17 protein-coding genes are annotated in these 23686 nt (G+C 34.9%); 15 read left to right on the top strand and 2 right to left on the bottom strand.

All coding sequences use genetic code 11. From position 1 onward, the window contains the following. The first annotated feature begins 197 nt into the window (after positions 1-197). Positions 198-3716, top strand: a complete 3519-nt coding sequence (locus tag BWZ20_RS09700) for a TraB/GumN family protein (RefSeq protein ID WP_076619478.1) — start codon at positions 198-200, stop codon at positions 3714-3716. Next, entirely contained in the window at positions 3697-4194 is a 498-nt protein-coding gene (locus BWZ20_RS09695) for a hypothetical protein (RefSeq protein ID WP_157358378.1), read from the top strand. The genes BWZ20_RS09700 and BWZ20_RS09695 overlap by 20 nt, the downstream gene beginning before the upstream one ends. Before the next feature lie 24 nt (positions 4195-4218). Here the strand turns inward: BWZ20_RS09695 and BWZ20_RS09690 are convergent, their stop codons facing one another. After that, a complete protein-coding gene (locus tag BWZ20_RS09690; RefSeq protein ID WP_076619473.1) occupies positions 4219-5118 on the bottom strand; it encodes a helix-turn-helix transcriptional regulator in 900 nt (299 codons plus the stop codon). Between the two features lie 200 nt (positions 5119-5318). Here BWZ20_RS09690 and hemA point away from each other — a divergent pair, with 200 nt between their 5' ends. The 13 genes from hemA (at position 5319) to BWZ20_RS09620 (ending at position 18429) form a co-directional block, all read left to right on the top strand. Next, positions 5319-6572, top strand: a complete 1254-nt coding sequence (hemA, locus tag BWZ20_RS09685; protein WP_076619470.1) for a glutamyl-tRNA reductase — start codon at positions 5319-5321, stop codon at positions 6570-6572. After that, the gene (hemC, locus tag BWZ20_RS09680; protein WP_076619467.1) at positions 6565-8142 is read left to right on the top strand and encodes a hydroxymethylbilane synthase; all 1578 of its coding nucleotides are present in this window, start codon (positions 6565-6567) and stop codon (positions 8140-8142) included. The genes hemA and hemC overlap by 8 nt, the downstream gene beginning before the upstream one ends. 222 nt (positions 8143-8364) lie before the next feature. Beyond that, positions 8365-9390, top strand: a complete 1026-nt coding sequence (hemE, locus tag BWZ20_RS09675) for a uroporphyrinogen decarboxylase (protein WP_076619464.1) — start codon at positions 8365-8367, stop codon at positions 9388-9390. A gap of 177 nt (positions 9391-9567) precedes the next feature. After that, positions 9568-10353 (top strand): EI24 domain-containing protein, encoded by a 786-nt coding sequence (locus BWZ20_RS09670; protein WP_076619461.1) that lies wholly within the window; start codon positions 9568-9570, stop codon positions 10351-10353. Beyond that, positions 10350-10886: a GNAT family N-acetyltransferase gene (locus tag BWZ20_RS09665; RefSeq protein ID WP_076619459.1), complete on the top strand. Its 537-nt coding sequence runs from the start codon at positions 10350-10352 to the stop codon at positions 10884-10886. The genes BWZ20_RS09670 and BWZ20_RS09665 overlap by 4 nt, the downstream gene beginning before the upstream one ends. Positions 10887-11523: 637 nt before the next feature. Beyond that, positions 11524-12471, top strand: a complete 948-nt coding sequence (gene hemF / locus BWZ20_RS15480) for an oxygen-dependent coproporphyrinogen oxidase (protein ID WP_076621321.1) — start codon at positions 11524-11526, stop codon at positions 12469-12471. Next, entirely contained in the window at positions 12462-13415 is a 954-nt protein-coding gene (locus tag BWZ20_RS09650; protein ID WP_076619457.1) for a DUF4421 family protein, read from the top strand. Before hemF ends, BWZ20_RS09650 begins: the two co-directional genes overlap by 10 nt. Positions 13416-13427: 12 nt before the next feature. Beyond that, positions 13428-14417 (top strand): porphobilinogen synthase, encoded by a 990-nt coding sequence (gene hemB / locus BWZ20_RS09645; RefSeq protein ID WP_076619455.1) that lies wholly within the window; start codon positions 13428-13430, stop codon positions 14415-14417. 29 nt (positions 14418-14446) lie between these two features. Continuing rightward, positions 14447-15565, top strand: a complete 1119-nt coding sequence (locus tag BWZ20_RS09640; protein ID WP_076619453.1) for a CNNM domain-containing protein — start codon at positions 14447-14449, stop codon at positions 15563-15565. Next, complete coding sequence (locus BWZ20_RS09635; RefSeq protein ID WP_076619451.1) at positions 15565-16038, top strand: methylated-DNA--[protein]-cysteine S-methyltransferase; 474 nt, start codon at positions 15565-15567, stop codon at positions 16036-16038. The genes BWZ20_RS09640 and BWZ20_RS09635 overlap by 1 nt, the downstream gene beginning before the upstream one ends. Beyond that, positions 16038-16568, top strand: coding sequence for a PaaI family thioesterase (locus tag BWZ20_RS09630; RefSeq protein ID WP_076619449.1), 531 nt, complete (start codon positions 16038-16040; stop codon positions 16566-16568). Before BWZ20_RS09635 ends, BWZ20_RS09630 begins: the two co-directional genes overlap by 1 nt. Further along, positions 16565-17719 carry a serine hydrolase domain-containing protein gene (locus BWZ20_RS09625; protein ID WP_076619447.1) on the top strand — a complete coding sequence of 385 codons (1155 nt, stop codon included), beginning with the start codon at positions 16565-16567 and terminating at the stop codon, positions 17717-17719. The genes BWZ20_RS09630 and BWZ20_RS09625 overlap by 4 nt, the downstream gene beginning before the upstream one ends. Beyond that, positions 17716-18429 (top strand): 3'-5' exonuclease, encoded by a 714-nt coding sequence (locus BWZ20_RS09620; RefSeq protein WP_076619445.1) that lies wholly within the window; start codon positions 17716-17718, stop codon positions 18427-18429. The genes BWZ20_RS09625 and BWZ20_RS09620 overlap by 4 nt, the downstream gene beginning before the upstream one ends. A 52-nt stretch (positions 18430-18481) precedes the next feature. Here the strand turns inward: BWZ20_RS09620 and BWZ20_RS09615 are convergent, their stop codons facing one another. Continuing rightward, positions 18482-23662: an immunoglobulin-like domain-containing protein gene (locus BWZ20_RS09615; protein WP_083677202.1), complete on the bottom strand. Its 5181-nt coding sequence runs from the start codon at positions 23660-23662 to the stop codon at positions 18482-18484. Positions 23663-23686 lie beyond the last annotated feature (24 nt).

Raw genomic sequence — 23686 nt, 5'->3', positions numbered from 1 at the left:
ACCCTTTCGTTATACAATACAATGGCTGGTATTGGTTTTATTTATAATGCTATGTTAAATACTGTTTTTACTTTTTTTGAGTTGTTATCTTTATTAAAAAATAACTATGTTTTTCGTTTTTAAACGAGTTTTAATGATTGCCTATGGCTATTTCAATGATTTAAATATCTTTACCTGTTCTGATTATAAAATTCAAAATGAAAAAAATTTTTACTGCCCTAACATTTATACTATCAATTACAGCCTTTTCACAACAGCAATATCAGGGTTTACTTTGGGAAATAACAGGTAATGGTTTAGAGAAACCATCATACCTATACGGTACCATGCACGTAAGTAAAAAAGTAGCATTTAGATTAGATGATGTTTTCTACGAGGCACTAAATAAAAGCGAGTGTATTGCATTAGAGTCTGACCCAATGACATGGCCAGGTTTTAATTATAACATGATGATTGATGAAATGGCTTCTTACAACAACCCAAAAGTAGCCTTTTACACCAATCTATTTAAGCTAACACACCCTGAAGAAATGGCGGTTAGAGCATCTGTGAGAATGGATAATGGTGCTGTAAATGCCTATTTATATAGAAAAAATAATGCTTCGGATAATTTTGAAGAGGAAACGTATTTAGATATGTTTATTTATCAGGCAGGAAAGAAAAACGGAAAAGAAATTTATGCGCTTGAAGATTTAGCTGAGTCGCGCTATTTAACCACAAAAGCAGCTTACAATGCTAACAAAAAAGACATTGATCCTTGGTTACAAAAACTTTACACAAAAGAGAACCCTTATCTTATACAAGAAAACCTTTACAGAGATAGAAACCTGGATTTGCTAGACTCTATAGGTGAAGGCTCTAACACAGAGTTTTACAGAGAGAATATGCTTTATATTAGAAACGAAAACATGGTAAATTCTCTTGTAGAGTTAATGCCAACTAAAACCGTTTTTGCTGGCGTTGGCGCAGCACATTTACCAGGAGACAAAGGAATGATTAATATGCTTCGCGAAAGAGGCTACACCGTTAGAGCTTTAACATCTGAGCAAACTGATTTTAGTAAAACCGAAAAAACAAAACTAGACAGCCTTTTTGTAGAACCTATTCTAAAAAAGCATAGTACACCAGACGGTTTTTTAAGCCTAAATACTTATGATGAATTACGCGAGTTCTCTTATGGAGGGCAGAAGTATTATTTAGATCCGGATATGACAAACGGTGCGTATTTAACAATAAACAGAATTAGTCGTTTCACTTATTTGCCAAACGAAAAAGAGAACATGACATTAAAGGAAATAGATGATTTACTCTACGAAGACATTCCTGGTGATATTGTAAAAAAAGAAGAATTAAGAGAGCCGTATCCTGGAATAAGCATCGTTAATAAAACAAAAAAAGGTGAATTTCAGAAATACCATATTTACCAAACACCTTTGGAGATTATTATTATAAAATACGCTGGTCGTAGCGATTTTGTGCTTAAACATGAGGCTGAAATATTTAACTCAATAGACATAAAAACACCTACGGATTCTATTATATCATTTGTCTCCCCAGCCAAAAAATTTCAAGTTAAGTTTCCTGAATATTACGTTACAAGTAACATGGCTAATAAAGGAAAAAAGCTATTAGAGGGTTATAAAGATGATGCTTACTTTTTTGTTGAAGAATCCACACTCCATGACTTAAGCTATATCGAAGAAGATAGTTTTGAAGCTAAATACTTTCACCACGCGCTTTATTTAAACTATAAACTTGAAGAAGCTGAAGGTGGATTCAAAAGAGGTGATTATAAAACCTATGAGTCTCGTGCTGTTTTAGACTCAACGTCTAATAAAAATTTACACTTAAAGACAATTGTAAAAGATGGCAGCTATTATCTTTTGGGCTATGTAGGCACTAACGTTGAAGAAAAAGCAGATTTTTTCAAATCCTTTAAATTCAATAAAACAGATTATTCTGGGTTTGAAAAATTGGTAGACACCTCACTTCATTTTACGGTAAACACCAATGCCAAATCTCCGTTGCCAAATCCTTATGGTTATGGATACTATGGCTCTGATAAAGACGATAAAGATTACGAAGAAAAAACAAAGTCTACAACCTACTCCACAAAAGCCAATGAGCAAATAGAAATCACCAGAACCAAATTTCATGACTTACAAATGTTTCATAACGTTGATAGTCTTTGGAAAGATGTTGATCGAAAAGCCAATGGAGCTACGCGTTATTACACACCAAAAAAGAAATTTAGAATTTTCAATAGGTCTAAGTCCAATAAAGATGGTATCTACTCCTATACATTTAATTACACGGACAGTAATAGTGCCAAGCAAGTAATGGTGAAGAACATCCTCAAAGAAGGTGTGCTTTTTGAACTAAAAACATTAATAGATTCTATTAGTGGACCCTCTAAATTTGTAACTGAATTTTACGATTCATTTACACCAATAGATACCTTAATGGGTAAAGACGTACTAAAGGATAAAACACACCAATTTTTTGAAGCACTAAAAAACAAGGATAGTATAATTTTAGAATCTTACGATCTTGTTAAGTTCAAAAAATACAATAGCAGAGATATTGTTTCTGTATTAAAAGATTTTGAATTCGATAAAGAACGTTTAAATATAAAGTCGCACTTAGTAGGTCAACTTGTGGAGATAGATCTTAAAAACAATCTAGACTTTATAAAACAACTATACTACGACAGCTACTCAGATCCACAAACCCAGTCTGCGATATTAGAAGGTTTGTTTGACACCAAGAAGAAAGAAAACTTTGAGTTGGCTATGGATTTAATGGAACGCGATTTACCACTTGGTGGTATTGGTAGCATTTTTTATAGCTACGCTAAGAAAGATTCTTTAGAGCTAAAAGCCGATTTGTTTCCTAAAATTTTACAGTACAGCACTATTAGCGAATACAAAGAAGCGCTATACGGTTTGTTGGCTCGTGTTAAAGATTCTGGTTTGATAAAAACAAAAGATTACAAAAAATATAAAAACCAGATAATAAATGACGGTAAGATAGAAGTAAAGCGCAGCCTAAGTAACAGTGGTTATGGTTACTACTCTGATGATCTATCAACTTACGTTAATTTAATTTTTCCTTATAGAAATGAACGTACTGCCAAAGACTTTTTTGATAAAATGCTCAACGTAGACGATACTTCAGCACTAACAAGGTATTATATTCTATTAGCTAAAAACAAAGAAAAAATCCCAAGCGAATTAAAGGAGAAGTTAGTAGAGGATGAAGAAAATCAATACAAACTTTTAGAAGAACTTGACGAGGCCAAGCTCTTTAATTCTATAAAGTCACTTAATATTAGTCAGCAACAATTTGCAAAATCTAAACTTTTAGGTAATGCAGATTATGAGAAAGAAAAGGATTCCCTTGTCTTTTTATTGAAACGCGATTTTAAAACTGACAAAGGTAGCAAGGATGCCGTTATGTACTTCTTTAAAATAGATAAAGATGATGACTACTCTGGTAAATCCGAAGTACTACATTACATCTCTTTTATAAAACCAAAAGACAGTAAAAAACTCATTGTCGATTATTATGATATAAGCAACAGCTATGGAACTACTGTTGATGAAACCAAAGAGCTAGACGAACAAATTGAAGAAATCATTAACCTTGCGATTTACAAAGACCGAAAACGGGTAACACCAACCTCGCGCGGCTATAATGGGTATTATGATTATTAGGTTTAATGAGAAAAACTTCGTCTTTGCTAGTCTTTTTTTATTGATCTTCGGACTTGGTTTTTCTCAAAACTTAGATAGCTTACAATTAACGAAGTTTCAGAAAGAAATAGACACCATTGAATATTCATCTGGTGATTTTAAGAAATTAAAACAACACATCAACTCTAATAGTAAAGCGCTTAAATTAATTTTCGAAAACGCCGCTAAAGGGAGCAAAAGTCACATTGAGTTACTTGAGTTTTTAAAACTTTCATTTGATGAAGCTAAGATTAAGTATGGTGTAAAAAATTTAAAGAGTCTGATTTTTTCATATTACAAATCCAACGAAATAGTAGAAAAATTCAAGAAGTTAGATTCAAGTTTTCAGGCTCAAAACAAAATATTAAAATTAGAGCAAGATTCTATTTCTAAAAAAGTAGAGTTTAGCGATGAGATTAAAAAGAGCTTGAAAATTATAAGAAACGAACAGATAGTTTAAAGAAAAACTAAAATCAAAACCCTTTTAACTACTAGCCGTTATATACTTCTTAGGCGTCGTTCCAAATTTCTTTTTAAACGCTGCAATAAAATGGCTTGCTGTACTGTAACCTACCTTTAATCCCACTTCGTTGACGTTATAGTCGCCAGACTCTAAAAGTTTGCGGGCCACTTCCATTTTATAGTCTAGTAAAAAACCATAAACCGTATCTCCATAAATCTGCTTAAAACCCTCCTTAAGCTTTTTAAGGCTTAACCCAATGGTATCTGACAACTCTTGTAACGTTGGTGGCTCAGCCATATTGGCAATAATAATATCTTTTGCTTTTTTGAGTTTAGCCACATTAACCTCATCTACCAAAAAAGGGCATTGCTCAACATCTGCATCTTCATTTCTGTTAAAATACAAACTCAAAAGCTCATAAACTTTGCCTTTAAAATACAGTGGTTTTATCGTTTGGTTAAGATTAAAACTTATCATTTGGTTTAACACTACAGCCATAGATGGATTAATGGTTCCATCTGTATAGTACTTTTTGCTTTTATTCTCATCCGATAAAAAGGTTACGTAGTTAGCATCTTGAGAAAACAAACTATGAAACTTTTTTATAGACATTACAAAAGATACCAACCATGAGTGTGGCTGCATTTCTAAATGAATCGGTAAATCGCGCTGTGGATTGTAAAGAAGCAAGGATGTTTCCTCTTTAATATTTAGGGTGTATGTGCCATTATTAAATACAAATTTAGCAGATCCTTTAGTACAAAAATGAAATTGTATGTATGTGCTATCAATCTCACGTTCAAGAATTTCAACAGTATTATCTTCATTTTTGTGTGTTAAGACAAAAAAGCCCTCTTCAATAAAAGTTTCTTCAAAAGTACCTCTAGCGACACTTTTTGAAGCTGTATTATATAAATTCATTTTAACGTTATTTAGATTCGTTCTAAACAAAGAGTAATAAAACCCTTGATTTTACTGCAAAAATATGACAAAAATCATGTTTTATTAAAAAATAAACTTAAAAAACCAGAAACGACACTTTAAGTTCTTTTAGCGTTATTTTTTTTGTAGCATCAAACATAAATTTGCTGTGTTAATTTCCAAGTCAGGTAAACGAGCGAATGCAACAACACAAAAACACATATTTTTATGCCATTGGTCTCAGCTATCAAAAAGCTGATGCCGAGGTGCGTGGTCATTTTAGCTTAAGTGATACTGCTAAACAAAACCTGTTAGTAGAAGCTAAAGAAAATGGCATAGAAAGTCTTATTGTAATTTCTACGTGTAACCGTACCGAGCTGTATGGTTTTGCTGAGCATCCATACCAACTTATACATTTACTTTGTGAAAATACGAGAGGTACTGTAGAAGAGTTTCAAGATGTAGCTTACATACACAAAGGAAAAAGTGCTATACATCACATGTTTAGGGTTGGCTCTGGTTTAGACAGTCAAATCTTAGGTGATTTTGAAATTATAAGCCAGTTAAAATTTGCGGCAAGAGCTTCTAAAAAAGAAAACCTATTAAACTCATTTACTGAGCGCCTTTTAAATTCTGTAATTCAAGCAAGTAAGCGCATTAAAAACGAAACCGAATTATCCTCTGGGGCAACATCAGTGTCTTTTGCGGCTGTTCAGTACATTATGAATACTGTAGACCACATTTCTGAAAAAAACATTCTACTTTTTGGTACTGGTAAAATAGGCCGAAACACCTGTGAAAATTTAGTAAAACACACTAAAAATCCGCACATCACGCTTATTAACAGAACAAAAACTAAAGCCGAAGAAGTTGCAGGAAAATTCAATCTTATTGTAAAAGATTACGAAAACCTTGAAACTGAAATTAACAACTCTGATATTGTTATTGTAGCTACAGGAGCACAACACCCAACGGTTTTTAAAGATCTAATTACTACAGATAAACCATTATTAGTTTTAGATTTATCCATCCCTAAAAATGTAAACGAGGATATAGCAGCATTAAAAAATGTATCTTTAGTACATATGGATGATTTGGCTAAAATTACAGATGACACTCTAGAAAAGCGCAAAGCATTTATACCAAAAGCCGAAGCAATTATAGAGGAAATTATGGCAGACTTTAACACGTGGCTTAATACCTTAAAGTTTGTGCCAACTATTCAAGCTTTAAAACATAAACTGACCGATTTAAAAAATTCGGAGTTAAATACACAGCGTAAAAAAATAGCCGATTTTAATGAAGACCAGGCAGAACTGATTACCAACAACATTATTCAAAAGATAACCAATCAGTTTGCGCACCACTTTAGAGAAGACAACGATACGTCTGATGAGAGTTTAGAACTCATCAAAAAAATATTTCAGCTAGAAGAAACTTCACAGAATGTCTAAAATTATTCGCATTGGCACACGCGATAGCCAATTAGCACTATGGCAAGCTAAAACTGTACAATCACAGTTAGAACGCTTAGGCCACAAAACCGTATTAGTACCTGTAAAATCAACAGGAGATATTGTACTTGATAAACCGTTATACGAATTAGGTATCACAGGTATTTTTACCAAGACTTTAGATATTGCTATGCTCAATGAAAGCATTGATATCGCAGTACACTCACTAAAAGATGTTCCTACAGTTTTACCAAAAGGCATCGTACAAGCTGCTGTTATAAAACGCGGCAATGTTAATGATACTTTGGTATTTAAAAACAATGAAGAATTTTTATCTGCTAGAGATGCTGTTATAGCTACAGGTAGTCTTCGCAGACGAGCGCAATGGCTTAACCGTTACCCTACACATAAGGTTGAAAACATACGTGGCAACGTTAATTCAAGATTGCAAAAACTTGAGGATAACGAGCATTGGAACGGAGCTATTTTCGCTGCTGCTGGTATTGGTAGATTAAATATTCGACCAGAAAACGCTATCAATTTACATTGGATGATTCCTGCTCCTGCTCAAGGTGCCATTATGGTTACTGCTTTAGAAAGAGATGAAGAGATCCTAGAGATTTGTCAGGAAATTAATCATGAAGAAACTCAAATTTGCACAGCAATTGAGCGCGAATTCTTAAACCGATTAGAAGGTGGTTGTACAGCACCAATTGGCGCCTTAGCTTTTATTAAAAATGAAGAAGTCAATTTTAAAGGCATCCTTCTAAGTAAAGATGGTACCAAAAAAATAGAAGTTGCTAAAGTCGTGCCTTTAGGAAAGCATAACGATTTAGCAGAATTTTGCGCCAAGTATATTATTGGTAAAGGTGGTAAAACACTTATCGACCAGCTTCATAGAAGCAAGCAAGAAACTAATATCTATTCCACAAAAAAGCTAACAGACGACCAATTGTTATTATTTCATAATGACGTTGTTGCAGATAGCAATGATGCGATTAAAATCAGCCTAAATCGTATTCCAAAAACAGTTGTTCGTAATGAAATTAAAAATGTAATCATTACCAGCAAAAATGCGGTTGAAGCTTTGCTTCATAATTTTTCGGCAATAGAATTACAATTCAAAAACATTTATTGTGTTGGCAGACGTACAAAGCGTTTAGTTGAAAAACGAATAGGCAAAGTTACACATACAGAGTCTAACGCTAAAAAATTAGCCAACTATTTGGTTGAATATATAGAAGGCACAGAGGTTACCTACTTTTGTAGTGACTTACGTTTAGATGATTTACCAAATATTCTGTCCGAAAATAACATTACAGTTAACGAAGTTGAAGCCTACCAAACCAAGTTTGATGCTGATAAAGTTGAAGCTAATGTAGATGGAGTAATGTTTTATAGTCCTTCAACAGTAGAAAGTTACTTAAAACAAAATAAAGCAACAGGTATTGCATTTTGTATTGGAGAAACCACAGCAAAAGCAGCAAGTCAGTATTTTGAAGATGTTCGCATTGCAAAAGTACCGACTGTTGAGAGTGTTATTGAGTTGGTGAATGAGCACTATGTATAAGCCCATCCCAACGTTCACATTGGGAAGGAGACCAGACCTAGCAGGTTTTTTAAACCTTGCAGGTCTATAATCTTAGATTAACTAAGATTAAAATAAATTGCTAAATCATGCTAAAAAAGCTTGAATGCAATTATAAAAATGTTTGAAACTAAGACCTAATTAAACTAGATTCTTGCTAAAGTTTATCTTGAGCGATAATCGAAAGGCAAGAATGACATAACTATGATAAAAAACGACCTATATCTAAGAGCATTAAAAGGAGAAACTGTAGAGCGTCCACCTGTTTGGATGATGCGTCAAGCTGGTAGATACCTTCCAGAGTTTATGGAAATTAAGGCTAAATACGACTTTTTTACTCGTTGCCGTACTCCAGAATTAGCAAGCGAGATTACTGTACAACCTATTCGTCGTTATGGTATGGATGCTGCTATTTTATTCAGTGATATTTTGGTGATTCCACAAGCCATGAATATTGAGGTAGAGATGAAACCTAATTTTGGTCCTTATTTACCAAATCCTTTGCGTTCTCAGAAAGACGTGGATAATGTTATTGTTCCAGATGTTCATGTTGAGCTAGATTATGTAATGCAAGCTATAAAAGCTACCAAAGAATTACTTAACAATGAGATTCCTCTTATTGGTTTTGCAGGTTCGCCTTGGACTATTTTATGCTACTGCGTACAAGGGCAAGGTTCTAAAAACTTTGATAAAGCCAAAGAATTTTGTTTTACAAATCCTGTTGCAGCTCATAATTTACTTCAAAAAATAACAGACACTACTATTGCTTACTTAAAAGCAAAAGCAGCTGCTGGTTGTAATGCTGTTCAGATTTTTGATTCTTGGGGAGGCATGTTATCTCCAGTAGATTATCAAGAATTTTCATGGCAATACATTAATCAAATTATCGAAGCTTTAAAAGACAATGCTCCTGTAATCGCTTTTGGTAAAGGCTGTTGGTTTGCTCTAGGTGAAATGGCAAACTCTAATGCGTCTGCTTTAGGTATCGATTGGACGTGTTCTGCTAAAAACGCACGTTACTTGACTGGTGGTAATATTACATTACAAGGTAATTTTGACCCAACACGTTTATTTTCACCACCTAGTGAAATTAAGAAAATGGTGCACCAAATGATTAATGAATTTGGAAAAGACAAATACATTGTAAATTTAGGTCATGGAATTTTACCAAATATTCCACTAGATAACGCCAAGGCTTTTATTGATGCTGTGAAGGAATATAGAAGCTAGCCCATCCTAACCTTCCCTAAGGGAAGAAGCTGTTATTACTACTAAATTTTAAATATCTTGTAGGCTATAAATAAAGATTTGATAGATCTAATTTATGTAACATAATAGAGCTCAAAACGTCTAGTTATATAGAGCTAAAGTTTAATTAAAAAGATTCCTGCCTTCGCAGGAAGTATTATGATACAAAACATTTTTAGAGGACTACAGGTTTATACAGGTGCTTACGGATTAATTTCAAAATTAAAATTGTGGAAATATTTCGTTATTCCTGTAATAATAAGTGTTGTTGTATTTGCTATGATTTTTGTTTCGGCTTACGGATTGTCAGATAATCTTGGCGAATGGCTGGCTGGTATTTGGATTTGGGAAACCGGCAAAACAACGTTTACAGCCATTTCAACCTTTATTGGTGGCATTGTCATTTTTGCCATAGGGCTAATTCTCTATAAGCACATTATAATGGCATTGTCTTCGCCTTTTATGAGCCCTGTTTCAGAAAAAATTGAAGCTTACTTTACTGGCAAACCTGCTAAGAATTATGTGAGTACTAATTTTAGCAAACAGCTTGTTAGAGGCATTAGAATTGGCTTAAGAAACCTATCTAAAGAACTGCTTTACACACTACCAATATTAGTTCTTAAGCTTATTCCAGTTGTAAATATTTTTTCAACCGTTTTACTCTTTTTAGTTCAGGCGTATTATGCAGGTTTTGCCAATATGGATTACACACTCGAGCGCCATTTTAAGTATAAAGAAAGTGTGGCATTTATTAGACAACATAGAGGTTTAGCTATTGGCAATGGTATTGGATTTTTACTATTATTACTCATTCCTGTGGTTGGTGTTATTTTAGTGCTGCCACTTAGTGTAACCTCAGCCTCTGTAATTGCTGTAGATTTATTGTTTGATGATGATGAAGAGATTGGTTTTGAACCTTTTGACAAAATAGACCTTAGCAAATGACATTACGCTTTAACGATTTTGAAATTAGTGCTGTACACGAAGGCGATGCCTGGAAAATTTGTAATTTTTGTATTGCCAATTCAGATCGATTAAAACGTTTTTTTCCATTAACGTTGCAGCAGAATTTAAACCCAGCGTTATCACAGTTATTCGTCGATAAAAAGGTGAAACAATTTAGAAATAACGAAGAGTTTTTATTTACTTTAAAACATTCTGAAAGCCGAAAACTAGTAGGTCTTATCTACATTAAAGAGCTCAATTGGGATGCCAAACAAGGTGAATATGCTTATTGCATTGACTACAACCTAAAGGGCAAAGGGTTAATGTCTGAAGCCATTGCAGAACTTAACACATATGCATTTAACACACTGAGATTAGAAACCCTTCAAATTATAACGCATAAAGACAATATTGCCAGTGCTAATGTTGCTAAAAACAATAATTTTGTGTGGCAAAAAACACTTCTAAATGAATATACTCCTCCAGGAGAAGCTCCCTTGGATATGGAGTTATATGAACTTTATAATATCTAGACCTAGCAGGTTTTTAAAACCTAGCAGGTCTATATTTTGAAAAATGGAAAAATTAGAAAAAGGAAAATTATATCATATATACAATAGAGGCATTAACAGTACTGTAGTTTTTAAGAATGACGATAATATGTCTTACTTCTTACAGCTTGCACAAAAGCACTTAGACTCTAAAATAAACATACTTGCCTTTTGCCTTTTAAACAATCACTATCACTTTGCAATTGAAGTCTTAGATGAAACAAAAGAAGTTAATCAAGCCCTATCTAACTTTTTTAATGCCTACACCAAAGCCTTCAATAAACAAAACCAGCGAACAGGAGCATTATTTGAAAGACCATTTAAAAGAAAAGAAGTTAAAGATGAAACATATTTAAAACAACTCATTTTATATATACATCAAAACCCTGAAAATCATAGAATAGTAACAAATTTTGAAGATTATAAATTTTCATCATATAATTCTTATATATCAAGCTTAGATTTTGTTTCTAAGGCATCTAGAGACTACATTATAACTCTATTTGATAACTTAGATAATTTTAAATACACGCATCAAACAATTATGTCTGATTTTGACACTCAAATCGATAACGAAGAAAACGCAAGACCTGCTAGGTTTGAAAAACCTGCAAGGCCTATGAAAGATAAATTTTACAACTACATACAAGAATTACAAGATACCATAACTTCTAAGCTTGAAGCTATTGATGGCAAAGCAAAATTTCAAGAAGACCTCTGGAAACGACCAGAAGGAGGTGGTGGCCGAACTCGTGTTATAGAAAATGGTAATGTATTTGAAAAAGGTGGAGTTAATATTTCTGCTGTTCATGGTGCGCTACCAAAAAGCATGCAAGCTTATTTTGGTGTTAAAGATGCTGATTTTTTTGCCTGTGGATTGAGTTTAGTATTGCATCCCAGAAATCCTATGGTACCAACCGTACATGCTAATTGGCGCTATTTTGAAATGTACCCTTCTACTGCGCTTCGAGAAGCTCAGCGTGACACGCTCAGGACAAGTTCAAAGAAGGAAATAATTGACCAATGGTTTGGTGGTGGACAAGATTTAACTCCTTACTATTTGTTTGAAGAAGATGCCAAACACTTTCATCAAACCTGTAAAACGGCTTGTGATAAGCACAACACCGACTTCTACCCAAAATACAAAGCACGTTGCGATGAGTACTTCCATAATACGCACCGTAATGAAGCGCGAGGCATAGGTGGTTTGTTTTTTGATTATTGCAAAGCAAATGATGAGATGACCATGGAAAACTGGTACAATTTCGTTACTGAAGTTGGTAATAGTTTCTTAGAGGCCTATGTGCCAATTGTTGAAAAGCGTAAAGATTTGCCATACACTCAAGAACAACGCGATTGGCAGGAAATACGTCGTGGCCGTTATGTGGAATTCAATTTAGTACACGACAAAGGCACTCTTTTCGGACTTAAAACAAATGGTAGAATTGAAAGTATTTTAATGAGTTTACCACCACACGTGCAATGGGTTTACGACCATCATCCAGAAGAAGGAAGCGAGGAAGAAAAATTGATCGATGTATTACAAAATCCTAGAGATTGGGTTTAATAATTAAAACAATATTGCTATTTCTCTTTTGTGAGATCGTAAACTCACAGCAAGATAGCCTATCAGAAAATCAATACATAACAACTTTCCCCAACAAAATATCTGCAAGGATTTCATTAGTAAATACGTCTAATAGTTTTATTTTAAATGATGTTGCAAACAATGCCACATATAAACTAAAACCTAATGTAAGGGAATATCTAGGATTTTCCGTTCTTTTTAGAAGTATTGAAATTGATTATGGCTTTTCTCCTCAAATTTTTAACGCCAATAAAGATAATGACAACTCTAAACTCTATAACCTGAACTTAAGAATGTTTTTAGGTCAGTGGATGCAAACTATTGATCTTTATAGCCAGAAAGGATTCAACTTTTCTTCTAACAATCAAAGAGTTAATCTCAACGGTGTAAAAACCTTTAAAATTGGCGGATCGACCTCATACATCCTTAATAAAGATTTTTCGTTTAGAGCTATTGGATTTCAAAATGAATGGCAAACTAAAAGTGCCGGAAGCTTTATTCCATCAATTTATTACTATTACACCAAGTATAATTTATCATTAGAAAGTATCGAAGAAGTAGCCCATTCTTATGATATTGCTCTCGGACCTTCATACTATTACAACTTTTGTTTGACTAAGAATTTTATTGTCTCCCTAGGTGCTCATGCTGGTGTAGGTTTAAATCATAGTTCAAATTTAGGAGAAGGAGATTTTACTTCAATTTTATATGACTTTTCAGGAAGAGTTGTAGTAGGTTATAATTCTGATACGTTCTTCGCCGGAATAAACTCTAACATTATATTACTTGAACACAAGATTGACGCATCCACAGTACAAGATGATACAATTACATTTTTAGAATTCTATATAGGCTATCGTTTCAATGCTCCTAAAAAATGGGTTAAATTTGCTGATGATTTCAATAAAAAATACGGATTATAAAACACTTGATACATGTTCCCAATACGAAGAAACCGAAGATTAAGAACAAACGAAGCCATTAGAAGTTTAGTTAGAGAAAACTATATAACACCAAATGATTTTCTGGTACCTCTTTTTGTGGTTGAAGGCAAAGGTGTTAAAGAAGAAATTGCTTCTATGCCTAATTACTATCGTTTTAGTCTAGACTTACTTAAAGACGAAGTAAAAACACTGTGGAGTTTAGGATTAAAATCGGTTTTATTATTTGTAAAAGTTGAAGATAAATTAAAAGACAATAAAGGTACTGAAGCATTAAATCCAAATGGATTAATGCAACGTGCCATACAAACCGTAAAAACCGTTTGCCCAGACATGTTGGTAATGACGGATGTGGCTTTAGATCCGTTTTCATCTTATGGACACGATGGTATTGTAGAAAATGGAAAAATTATCAATGACGCTACCGTTGAAGTTTTGGCCGAAATGAGTATTTCACATGCTGAAGCTGGAGCCAATTTTGTAGCACCAAGTGATATGATGGATGGCCGTATTCTTGGTATTCGTGAGGCTTTAGACCAATCTAACTTTTTAGATGTTGGGATTATGAGTTATTCTGCAAAATATGCCTCGGCTTTTTATGGGCCTTTTAGAGATGCTTTAGATTCTGCACCTGTAGATATGGTAGATGTGCCAAAGGATAAAAAGACCTATCAAATGGATTTTGCCAACCGTGAAGAAGCCCTTAGAGAAACCGAAATGGATATTAACGAAGGGGCAGATATTGTGATGGTAAAACCCGGACTTTGCTATCTAGATATTGTGAGAGATATTAAAAACACCTTTGATGTACCATTAGCTGTATACCAAGTATCTGGCGAATATGCCATGCTAAAAGCAGCAGCAGAGAAAGGTTGGTTAGACCATGATGCTGTAATGTTAGAACAGGTTACTGCCATTAAGCGCGCTGGTGCAGATATTATAACAAGCTATTTTGCTAAGGATGTTGTAAAATTGATTTCGTAAATTCGTAAAAACTTAAACAAAAAACATTAATGGGCTTACTCATATTTTACGCCATCATTTCAATTTTCTTTTCATTCTTGTGTTCTATTTTAGAAGCTGTATTACTGAGTATTACACCAACCTTTATTAATGTAAAAAAGAAAGAAGGCAAGGCCTATGCAACGGAGCTTGAAGACCTAAAAAAAGATGTAGACCGTCCGTTAATTGCTATTTTAACTTTAAATACCATAGCACACACCGTTGGTGCCATATTAGTAGGCGTGCAAGCAAAAGTGGCTTACGCAGAACTTTACGGAAATACTAAGAGAAGTGTACTGGGTATTCAATTTACCGAAGATGTTATGGTAGGTTTAGTATCTACTGTAATGACCATATTAATATTGGTTGCTTCAGAAATCATCCCAAAAACCATTGGTGCAACCTTCTGGAAACAGTTGGCAAACTTTACAGCAAAAGCATTAAACATCCTTATCTTTCCGCTAAAATGGACAGGTATATTATGGGTGTTACAATTAACCACAAAACTTATTGGTGGTAAAGGACATGGCAGTGTATTAAGTAGAGAAGGTTTTGCGGCCATGGCCGACATTGCGCACGAGGAAGGTGTTTTTGAAGAAAATGAGAGTAAGGTTATTAAAAACCTCCTTAATTTTAAAGAAGTGCGTGCCAAAGATATCATGACTCCTCGCACAGTGCTTAAAACAGAAAACGAGACCATGACAGTAAGAGATTTTTTTGAAGCCAATTCTAACATTCGCTTTTCACGAATTCCTGTGTATACCGAAAATACTGATAACATAACAGGATTAGTTTTAAAGGACGAAGTTTTTAAGGAAATGGGATTAGGAAATGGTGACAAATTACTAGCCGAAATAAAACGAAGTATCATCATTGTTAATCGCACGCTACCCATACCAAAACTTTTTGAGCAATTAGTAGAAAGCAGAAACCATATGGCTCTTGTGGTAGATGAGTATGGATCTGTGAGTGGTATTGTTACTATGGAAGATGTTATAGAAACGCTTCTTGGCCTAGAAATTATGGACGAAAGCGATAATGTTTCAGATTTACAGATGCTTGCCAGAAAAAGCTGGGAAACCAGAGCCAAACGTTTGGGCTTATTAGATGATGATAACCCTGAAAATTAATGGATACCTGCTATGTTGAGACTCCTATTGGTTTTGCCAAAATTGTTGGTAACAACAAAGGCATTTCTTCTGTTTCAATAATAGACAAGCCTCAAAATACTTCTTATAGTATTCCTGAGGTTTTACTAGATTGTGTATCTCAACTTAAAGCATATTTCAACAATCAGCTTACAACTTTCGATTTAAAATTAAATCTCGAAGGCACAGATTTTCAGAAAAAAGTGTGGAAACAACTCAAAAAAATCCCTTACGGTAAAACTATTTCTTACCTAGAGCTAGCTAAACAACTTGGTGATCCAAAAACCATACGTGCTGCAGCGAGTGCAAACGGAAAAAATCCACTTTGGATAATTATACCATGCCACAGAGTTATTGGCACAGACGGAAGTCTAACAGGCTATGCTGGTGGTTTACATAGAAAACAGTGGCTACTAAATCACGAAAGTGAATACAAACAACAAACACTCTTTTAATGTATAAATCTGGTACCGAATTTTTAAAACGTTTTTTTAAAGTATCTACCATTTATAAATATGGTTTTAATTGGTCGCCAATGTATCGCAGAACTACTGCTAAACTCATTGAGGTAAGTGACGATTTACATTTTGTAAAAATTAGAATAAAACTCAACTGGAAAAACAGAAATTATGCAGGTACCATTTTTGGTGGAAGCATGCTCTCTGCCACTGATCCTATTTATATGATTCAGCTTATACAAATCCTAGGAAATGATTATGTAGTTTGGGATAAAGCTGTTGAAGCCAGATACAGAAAGCCTGCTAAATCAACAATATATGGTGAATTTAATTTTTCAAAAGCCGAAATAGCTGATCTTAAAAATAGAGTCGCTCAAGAGAATGAAGTAGACCTCTTAAAAACCATGCACTTGGTAGACGAAGAACAAAATATAATTGCTACTTTTAATAAAACACTTTATATCGCTAAAAAGTCGTTTTACAAAGAAAAACTCAAAAACCGCAAAAACACTAATATTTCCGCATGAAATTCTTAAAAAAGCTACTCAAATTTTTAGTTATACTTATTGGACTAACCATCGCTGTACTTTACATAACAGATACAGATTACTTACTAAAAGCAGTACGTACAATTTATTTAAATGGCCATACCACAGCCTTTCTAGAGGACTATAAATACTTTGATAATAGAGAAATAAAAGCCAGTGAGAACCCTCAGCCTTGGCCAAATCACAAAGATTATAACTCTGTAAAGCCAACAGAAGTTTTGGCTAAAGCCAACAAAGATTGGGGAACAATTGCTTATGTCATCATAAAAAATGACAGTATTTGGTTTGAAAAATACTATGATGATTTTAACGAAGATTCAAAATCTAACTCGTTCTCTATGGCCAAGAGCTATGTTTCTGGTATGTTGGGCAAAGCCATTATGGAAGGTTACATAAAAGGTTTAGATCAACCAGTTTGTGATTTTCTTCCTGCATTTTGCGAAGGTAAAGCCGCAAAGATGACTGTTGGCGATTTAAGTAGCATGGCATCTGGCACTAATTGGGATGAGCGCTATTATTCACCATTTTCAATTACAACACGTGCTTATTTTGATGATGATTTAGCAAAGGTTAGTAATGGTTTAAAAGTTGTTGAAGAACCAGGACAGGCCTTTAAATACGCTAGTGGTGATACACAAATGTTAGCTATGGTTATTGAAAAAGCAACTGGTAAAAAACTGTACAAATACTTAGAAGAAAGTTTCTGGAAGCCTCTTGGAAGCGAAAACGATGTGCTTTGGCAAGTCGATAGTGAAGATCATGACTTGGTAAAAGCCTATTGCTGTATAGCCGGAAATGCTAAAGATTTTGCACGTTTTGGAAAACTATATAAAGACCATGGTAAATGGAATGGTAAACAAATATTGGACTCAGCATTTGTTGCCAAATCCATTACGCCTCGTTTTACCGAGAGTCCAGAGTATGGTTACGGTTGGTGGATGAAAGATGTCAATGGAAAAAGCTTTAAAATGATGCGTGGGCACCTTGGGCAATACGTTATTGTACAACCAGAAGACAACATTATTATTGTACGTTTAGGCCATCAAAAGTCACCAGATGCCGGTGTTGGTGCTTTTACATATGATATTAGTTTGTATATTGATGAGGCTTATGAAATGCTAGGTTTATGATTTCAAAACTCAATCTAGAAAACATATTATTCTTAGATATTGAAACTGTTCCGGAGACAGAAAAGTTTTCAGAACTAGATGCTACCAAGCAGAGCCTTTGGGAAGCTAAATCTAAATATCAACGTAAAGAAGAATTTTCTGCAGAAGCCTTTTATGATAGAGCAGGTATTTGGGCAGAGTTTGGTAAGATTATCTGTATTTCGGTTGGTTATTTTAAAATGGAAGGTGATATCCGAAATTTTAGAGTGACTTCCTTTTTTGGTGAAGAAACTAAAATTCTAAAAGATTTTAAAAACCTTGTTATTTCTCATTTTAGTCAAAACAAGCATTTGCTTTGTGCACATAATGGTAAGGAATTCGATTTTCCTTACATAGCGAGACGTATGATTATACATAACATTGAGCTTCCTTATAAACTCAATCTATTTGGCAAAAAACCATGGGAAGTACCTCATCTCGACACATTAGAGTTATGGAAATTTGGTGACTATAAAACGTATACTTCATTAAAACTACTAACCAATGTATTAGGTATTCCTTCGCCAAAAGATGACATAGATGGTAGTGAGGTCTACCGTGTATATTATGAAGATAATGACATTGACAGGATTATTGCCTATTGTGAAAAAGATACCGTTGCTGTAGCGCAGATTTTTTTACGATTACGAGGGGACCAATTACTTCATAAAAATGAAATAAAACATATATAAAAAAACCCAGAATCTAAAATTCTGGGTTTTTAATGAAAGTAGTATTTTAAAACTAGTTTTTAATAAACTTCTTTGAAATTACTTCATTACCAACGCTAACTTCTAAGAAATAAACACCTTGATTAAGTGCACCTACATTAATTTCCGCTGCGGTATTTCCTCTTAGCACTGTCTGGCCTAGCATATTTACAATACAGTAAGAAGCCTTTACATTGTCATTATCATTAAGCCTTACGTGTAAAACATCATTAGCAGGGTTTGGATAAATTGTGAGTGATACTAATCCCATTTCATCTTCGTCTCCCAAAATATCAACTCTCGTTCCGAATTCTACTTTTCCTTCTCCAGAGCAAGAAGTTTCGTAAACCTTAACATTAGAGAATGTAGAGGTATTACCAGAACCAGCATCATTGTCATTAATAAACACAAGTCTATCCATTGTTCCTGTATAAGAATCGCCAACAGGTATTATATAAGTAGTTGTACCGCTAGTATAATTGTCATAGTTAGTAACACCATAATTCTGAGTTCCGTAAAATTTAAAGTAGAACGAAGACGTTAATGAATTATCATTTTCAAATCCTATTCCATGTATTTCTCCTTCTATCGTACTGCTAAACTCTAATTCTATCACAGTATTAGCTGTTACGGTGTAAGGGAAATCAATATACTTCCAGGTGTTATTAGTTAATGTAAGTGATGCGCCTCCGCTGCCAATAGAGTTTGCACCATTATTATCTTGATTAGAGAATGAGTTAATCGTGAAATCATTAAAGTTTATAGTATCACACTCTATTCCTCCACCAGAACCATCTGTACTTAATTGTAAGTCGTCTAAAGCAAGATCACTAGACCAGCTTGAACCTGTTGTACCAACAAAACGTAAACTTATCACCTGACCTACAAAAGAACTTAAATCTACAGACTCTGAATTCCACTGATTGCCTTGATTACCAGATAAGGACCATAAGGTAGACCACGTGTCGCCTTCGTCGAGAGATACTTGTAAAGTTATTGAACCTACACTTGTACCATACATATGATTTTGAAAACTAAATGTAGCCTGTGTCTCTCCCGAAAGATCAAAACAAGGACTTTCTAAAATAGCGTTTGCATTTGCACCTATTTGTCCGTTACTACCATTGGTTGAGGCTTCTAAGAACATGTAGAAAGAACCATCTGCGCCAAAACTTGGACCTGTGTTAGAAGAAGGTGTACCATTAGCATCTCTTACCCAATCTCCATCATCTCCACTTGCTTGTATCCATCCATCACCAGACTCAAAACTTTCTGTATATGGAAAGATTGTAACAGTAGAAGTACAGGCAGAAGGTTGTACAAAAGATTCTAATAGCTGTATATCGTCAATAGCAATATCTGCTTGCCATGTGCTACCAACAAATCGATTAAATCTAACCTGAATATTACTACCAGCATAAGCCGATAAGTCTACTTCTACAGCTAACCACTGGTTACCTTGATTTCCTGTTTGATTCCAAATACTTGTCCAGGTATTGCCATCATCATCTGACAACTCAAGATCAATAGATCCCATGTCTGTGGCTCCAAACATATGATACTGAAAACTAAATACAGGATTACTCAAACTGCCCAAATCAAAACAAGGTGAGGTTATTATGGCTCTTTTATTAGGATATCCCGTGCCATTTCCTGAAGCTTCAACATAAATATAATCAGATCCTTGTGCGGCAGAAGACGGTCCTGTATTATTAGATGGAGTTCCTGCGGCATCTACTAACCAATCTAAATCATCAGTAGTTGATTGAGACCAGGCTCCAATTGAGCCTTCAAAGTCTTCTGAATATGGGTAACCGGATATTTCTGAAGCACATCCAAATGATGCGTCAGATACATTCACCGTTCTAATCACTTCATTTGCCGTGTTACCAGCAGCATCACTTACATTATAGGTTACTTGGTAAGCGCCAGCAACACTTGTATTAACTGCGCTATTAATAACGATATTCGCCGTAATGTCGCCATCTAAATTATCAGTTGCTGTGGCTCCTTGTTCTATGTAAACATCTCCAACAATTAAATCAATAATTGGCGAGCCAATTAAAACAATTATAGGAGGTGTAGTATCCGCTTGTACATTTACCGTTCTCGTTACTTGAGCAGCTGCATTTCCCGAACTGTCAGTAACGTTGTAATTAACAAAGTATGTGCCAGCGACAGACGTATTGACAACACCTGTTGTTATAATATTTGTACTTATATCGCCATCTATGTTGTCGTTTGCCGTAGCTCCTAGCTCATTATAGGTATCGCCAACATTTAAGTTTATAGGATTAGCACCAATTAAAGTAATAACTGGTGGCGTAATGTCTGGCATCACGTTTACTGTCCTTATAACTTCTGTTGCTGCATTACCAGAAGTATCGCTAACATTATACGTAACAACATAAGAACCAACAATATTGGTATCTACAGTATCGCCACCTACAACAATATTTCCTGTTATATCACCATCTACATTATCGATAGCAGTAGCTCCAAGTTCTGTGTACGTATCACCAAGTTCTAAATTTACAATTGAAGATCCATTTAACGTAATTACTGGCGCCTCAGTATCTGGACCATTACCCTCTATAATTACTGTGTAATCTTCAACTTCACCATAGGTAAAGTTATCGCAAGGACCTGGTACTTGATTATAACGCATAGAGACTCGCATACGTGTTGCGCTTTCAACCGCATTAGGAGGAATAGTGAAACTACCGCTTACAGAAGTCGCCTGAGTATTCCCTTGTGTAAAAACTTGTTCATCTGCATCATTAAAATCACCATCTCTATTAAAGTCAATCCACACACCATAAGCTTCATTATAAACTGTGCCTGTCCATGTTGGAGTAATTGTTATGGTGTATTGTGTGTCTTTAGTTAATGGTGTTGAAATATTTGTGAAGTCTGAATAAAACTGCGCCCCAGAACTATTGTCTATGGTATTTAACTGTACTCTACTAATATACTCATCATTAACATTTGTACTTGCAGAATTACAATAGTTAAGTTGAATATCTGTGGTGGTAAAATTCACTGAACTACTGTATGTTGAACTTGATCCGCTAGAGCATTTACTTCTCACTTGAGCTTCATATTCGGTTAATGCCGTTAATCCTGTTAAATTTGAAGAAATACCCGTTACTGCGATGGTACTCCAAGTTGAGGTCCCTGTTTGTCTATATCTTAAATCATACGTAGCTCCTGGCACGGCATCCCAACTTAAAGTCGCAGTTGTTTCCGCTATATTAGATGCAGCTAAGCCTGTTGGAACTGCAGCATTACATACTACTGGTGCACCAATGGTAAAATTGGTATTAGAAATATCAAAAAAGATATGATTAGAGCCTCTAACCATGATTCTATTTTGGTTACCTTGATTATTAGGTACTACAATACTGTGCGAACCATCGTTTAACACACCTGATGCCAAAATTATTGGGTAAGTATCACCTCCATCGGTAGATAGCAAAATATCAACATTAGCAGCATTGACGCCATTACCTGTTGTTCCAGCGACATTCCAGGTTACGGTTTGGGTAGTGCCTGCATTCCAAGTGACATTGGTATTTGGTGCGTTAACCACAAAGGGGCCTGCTGTGCCGTTTACTGTTATAAGCACATCATCACTATCATTAGTTCCTCCTCCGGCTACGTTATCTCTTACTGTAAGTCTAAAATTTAATACTCTGGCAACATTTGGTATCGCTTCCCATTGCCACGACGTTAATCCTGCCTTTATAGTTTCTAATCTAGGAAAATAACGATTTGGATTCGTTGTTGGTTCAAAAGACCTAAACGCAACACCAGAGGTTCCGGTCGTGCTCGGTAATGTTGTTGATGCATTGTTTTCATCGTACTGCTCCCAACAATATGTCAATACATTTCCGGGATTTGCATCTGTTGCTGAGCCCTCTAGAATAAAAGGTGTGCCTCGTGGTATTGTGTAGTTAGATCCTGCATTTGCTACTGGCACGGCATTACCTGTATTTGTATTAGTTTGGCAACTTGTAGTTTTTATATAGTTAGTAACCTGTTGTATTGATACCGCATGAAAGTATGGGTCACTATTATTTTGTACATCTGTTGAGCCTGTAATACCAGCATAACCCATTATAGTTGATCCGCTACCTGGCTCCATTTGCGCATTAGTGCCTTCATTTCCTCCAAATGTCCAGGTGTGATTGGCACCAAATTGATGTCCTAGTTCATGTGCTACATAATCTACATCAAACGGATCACCTTCTGGTGTAGTACGAGATGTAAAAGCGCTTCCTTTTTGTCCGTTAACACAAACACAGCCTATACAACCAGCATTTCCATTGTTTGAGGCACGAGCAAAGAGATGACCTACATCATAATTAGACTCACCAATAACACTTGTAAGAGTAGATTGTAGCTGACTATTAAAACCACCATTACTGTATGGATCTGTATTGGCGTTAGTATATATTAGTGTATCATTGTTTGGAATAAGAACCATAGTAACGTTAAAATCTACCTCAAAAATACCATTGACTCTAGTCATAGTGGTATTTATTGCAGCTAAGGCCTGAGCTATTGTACCACCATGATACTGAGTGTATTCGCCTGTAGTTGATACTGCAAGGCGGTACGTTCTTAAAATTGAGTCGTCTGCATTTTTCATAGTAACAGTTCCGTTCATTCTTCTATTCATCTGTTCAGATACTTCACACTCAAAATCATCATTATAGTTTATTCGATTTTTTCTGTTATAAACAATATAAGTATTGGAATTTTTCTCGAGAGACTCAATAAAAGTATTCCCTTTAGCAGATAGAATCATTGCATCACATCCTTCTGGGGAAATACTAAATCTTAAAATCGATGATGCGTCATCAACGCCCTGACCCACATAAGATCTGATTTCTGGAAAACGCGCTTGCAAATCTGGATGCATTACAGATGCTTCCTTAATTAAAAAGCGCTCTAACTTTCCTTGAGAGTTAGGAAAAGACAGAATTGTATTAGAATTTACTGAGAATTGGTTTCTTTGTAAAACACCGTCTAAGGCGTGCCTTAGAGCTTGGGTATCTAAGCTAAACACTTCAAATTCTTTCAATGTTTGGTGGCTTTGTTTTAGAATTTCTCTAGGATTAGAATTTTGCTTTTTCCAAAAGACTTTGTTTTGAGACCATATCGTGGCCATTCCCATCATTGTGATGAGAAACACTAATTTTATTTTCATAATGTTAAGGAAAATGGGTTAATT

This window comes from Winogradskyella sp. J14-2 (genome assembly GCF_001971725.1).
Lineage (GTDB): Bacteria > Bacteroidota > Bacteroidia > Flavobacteriales > Flavobacteriaceae > Winogradskyella.
The sequence above is the reverse complement of the archived record's forward strand: the minus strand, read 5'-3'. Positions and strand labels throughout refer to the sequence as shown.

Coding starts and splice junctions, on each gene's coding strand:
- BWZ20_RS09700 (WP_076619478.1), top strand. CDS start 198: ATGAAAAAAATTTTTACTGCCCTAACATTTATACTATCAATTACAGCC.
- BWZ20_RS09695 (WP_157358378.1), top strand. CDS start 3,697: ATGGGTATTATGATTATTAGGTTTAATGAGAAAAACTTCGTCTTTGCT.
- BWZ20_RS09690 (WP_076619473.1), bottom strand. CDS start 5,118: ATGAATTTATATAATACAGCTTCAAAAAGTGTCGCTAGAGGTACTTTT.
- hemA (WP_076619470.1), top strand. CDS start 5,319: ATGCAACAACACAAAAACACATATTTTTATGCCATTGGTCTCAGCTAT.
- hemC (WP_076619467.1), top strand. CDS start 6,565: ATGTCTAAAATTATTCGCATTGGCACACGCGATAGCCAATTAGCACTA.
- hemE (WP_076619464.1), top strand. CDS start 8,365: ATGATAAAAAACGACCTATATCTAAGAGCATTAAAAGGAGAAACTGTA.
- BWZ20_RS09670 (WP_076619461.1), top strand. CDS start 9,568: ATGATACAAAACATTTTTAGAGGACTACAGGTTTATACAGGTGCTTAC.
- BWZ20_RS09665 (WP_076619459.1), top strand. CDS start 10,350: ATGACATTACGCTTTAACGATTTTGAAATTAGTGCTGTACACGAAGGC.
- hemF (WP_076621321.1), top strand. CDS start 11,524: ATGAAAGATAAATTTTACAACTACATACAAGAATTACAAGATACCATA.
- hemB (WP_076619455.1), top strand. CDS start 13,428: ATGTTCCCAATACGAAGAAACCGAAGATTAAGAACAAACGAAGCCATT.
- BWZ20_RS09640 (WP_076619453.1), top strand. CDS start 14,447: ATGGGCTTACTCATATTTTACGCCATCATTTCAATTTTCTTTTCATTC.
- BWZ20_RS09635 (WP_076619451.1), top strand. CDS start 15,565: ATGGATACCTGCTATGTTGAGACTCCTATTGGTTTTGCCAAAATTGTT.
- BWZ20_RS09630 (WP_076619449.1), top strand. CDS start 16,038: ATGTATAAATCTGGTACCGAATTTTTAAAACGTTTTTTTAAAGTATCT.
- BWZ20_RS09625 (WP_076619447.1), top strand. CDS start 16,565: ATGAAATTCTTAAAAAAGCTACTCAAATTTTTAGTTATACTTATTGGA.
- BWZ20_RS09620 (WP_076619445.1), top strand. CDS start 17,716: ATGATTTCAAAACTCAATCTAGAAAACATATTATTCTTAGATATTGAA.
- BWZ20_RS09615 (WP_083677202.1), bottom strand. CDS start 23,662: ATGAAAATAAAATTAGTGTTTCTCATCACAATGATGGGAATGGCCACG.